4 protein-coding genes and 1 pseudogene are annotated in these 1,441 nt (G+C 39.9%); all 5 read right to left on the reverse strand.

Translation table 11 applies throughout. From position 1 onward, the window contains the following. Positions 1-194, reverse strand: a pseudogene (locus tag H7198_RS06870) (hypothetical protein); the annotation flags it as partial. 12 nt (positions 195-206) lie between these two features. Further along, entirely contained in the window at positions 207-575 is a 369-nt protein-coding gene (locus H7198_RS06875; RefSeq protein ID WP_274459001.1) for a hypothetical protein, read from the reverse strand. Further along, positions 568-978, reverse strand: a complete 411-nt coding sequence (locus H7198_RS06880) for a hypothetical protein (RefSeq protein ID WP_274459002.1) — start codon at positions 976-978, stop codon at positions 568-570. Before H7198_RS06880 ends, H7198_RS06875 begins: the two co-directional genes overlap by 8 nt. Continuing rightward, the gene (locus tag H7198_RS06885; RefSeq protein WP_274459003.1) at positions 975-1,208 is read right to left on the reverse strand and encodes a hypothetical protein; all 234 of its coding nucleotides are present in this window, start codon (positions 1,206-1,208) and stop codon (positions 975-977) included. The genes H7198_RS06880 and H7198_RS06885 overlap by 4 nt, the downstream gene beginning before the upstream one ends. Further along, positions 1,208-1,441: hypothetical protein (locus H7198_RS06890; RefSeq protein WP_274459004.1), on the reverse strand; the 234-nt coding region annotated here is incomplete at its 5' end. The genes H7198_RS06890 and H7198_RS06885, both read right to left, overlap by 1 nt.

A 1,441-nucleotide genomic window follows, 5' to 3' on the forward strand; every position in this document is an offset into this window, starting at 1 on the left:
GTTTCCTTTACAACGCCAGATGCGTCTTTGGCGAATAACTTGATTGTCTTAGCTGACAAATCAACCGGTATCTTGCCATCGCGTAGCCAGAAATAAACTTCACGGTTGGCATCGCCTTGACGACCATTTAATTCAGTAATTAAAGTCGCTTGGTTAGTATCAATATTGCTATTGATATTTGCATATTGAGCCATAAAAACTCCTTTCTATTGTTCCTTTGTCGTCACTTTGTAAGTTGCAATGTTTCCATCATCGTTGATGGATAACAACCACGTTGACCCGTCTGGGCTTTTCATGGTGGTTAGTTGCTTTACATCTGTGACAACGTTCTGTAAATCGGTTTTGGTAGCGCAGTTCGATAGGTCTGGACTGCTTGGAATGTCTGATTTTAAAGCGAACTTTGAAAAGTCTGGTAGGTCTGATTTCTTAACGTAATCGGACAGTGAAAATAAAAATGTCTGCTCTAAATCGAGCATTTGCTGTATTTTCCCCGAATTAACTAATTTAGCTAAATCAGTATTGTTCCAAGCGTCGATGAACTCTTGCTTTGTAATAAATTCATTCAAATCAGCCATCGCTTGCCACCTTTGATGAAATGATATTATTGTCGATTAGGATATGAAGTAACTGATCCAAAACGGTTTCCATCTTCGTGAGTTGAAACGAATAAAAACCAGTGACTTTCATATCATCAATATCGCTTGGAAAAGTGAAGTCAACCGTATCTAAATCGGTACCGTCGGGTTTAACAAAACCGTTCTCGTTGGTCAGTTTAATCAACCAATTCACCCTGTTTTTGGCCAACAAAAAATCGTCCCACAAATTGCGGAACGACCGAACATCAAAGTTTGATTTTTTATATGTAAAAACAAAAGTCGGATAACTGTCCAAGATACCAATTCCTGACAGACCATCGATAACCAAATCATAGTTATCTTTTACTTTTTCTAATCGACTAACTAAGTCGTCAAAAGTCATGCGTCACTCCTTTCTGTGAAAAGACCACCGTTGTCTGATACAAATAGTTTGTATTTAGTACCATTAGCAGACTTGAGTATCACATAATCGAGCAAGAAATAATTTCCTGCCTCGAGTGCTTTAGCTAAATCGTCTGATAAACCGTCAACTGCTTGGACGTGGGTCTTAACGTAAGCCTTATGTCCGTCAGCATCTGGATATTGGACGATGTTTAAGTTATCGCTTGCCATTAAGTCACTCTCCCAACTGTCCAAATATTGAGCTTTCCGCCCTTATTCTCCGCCTGTTTCCGCTGAATAGTCGCCAGTTTTCGTTGGTTCGCGTTAAAGCTATCCAAGAAGTTCTGACGAGTATTATTCAGCGTTACTTGCGTGTTATGGGGAATAAACGGCGTGTCAACGATGGACACCACTTGTACAGCTGTTTTGATGTCACTTTCCGGGATAACCAATGTCCACTGTTC

It is taken from the genome of Fructobacillus sp. CRL 2054, from assembly GCF_028764065.1.
GTDB lineage: Bacteria > Bacillota > Bacilli > Lactobacillales > Lactobacillaceae > Fructobacillus.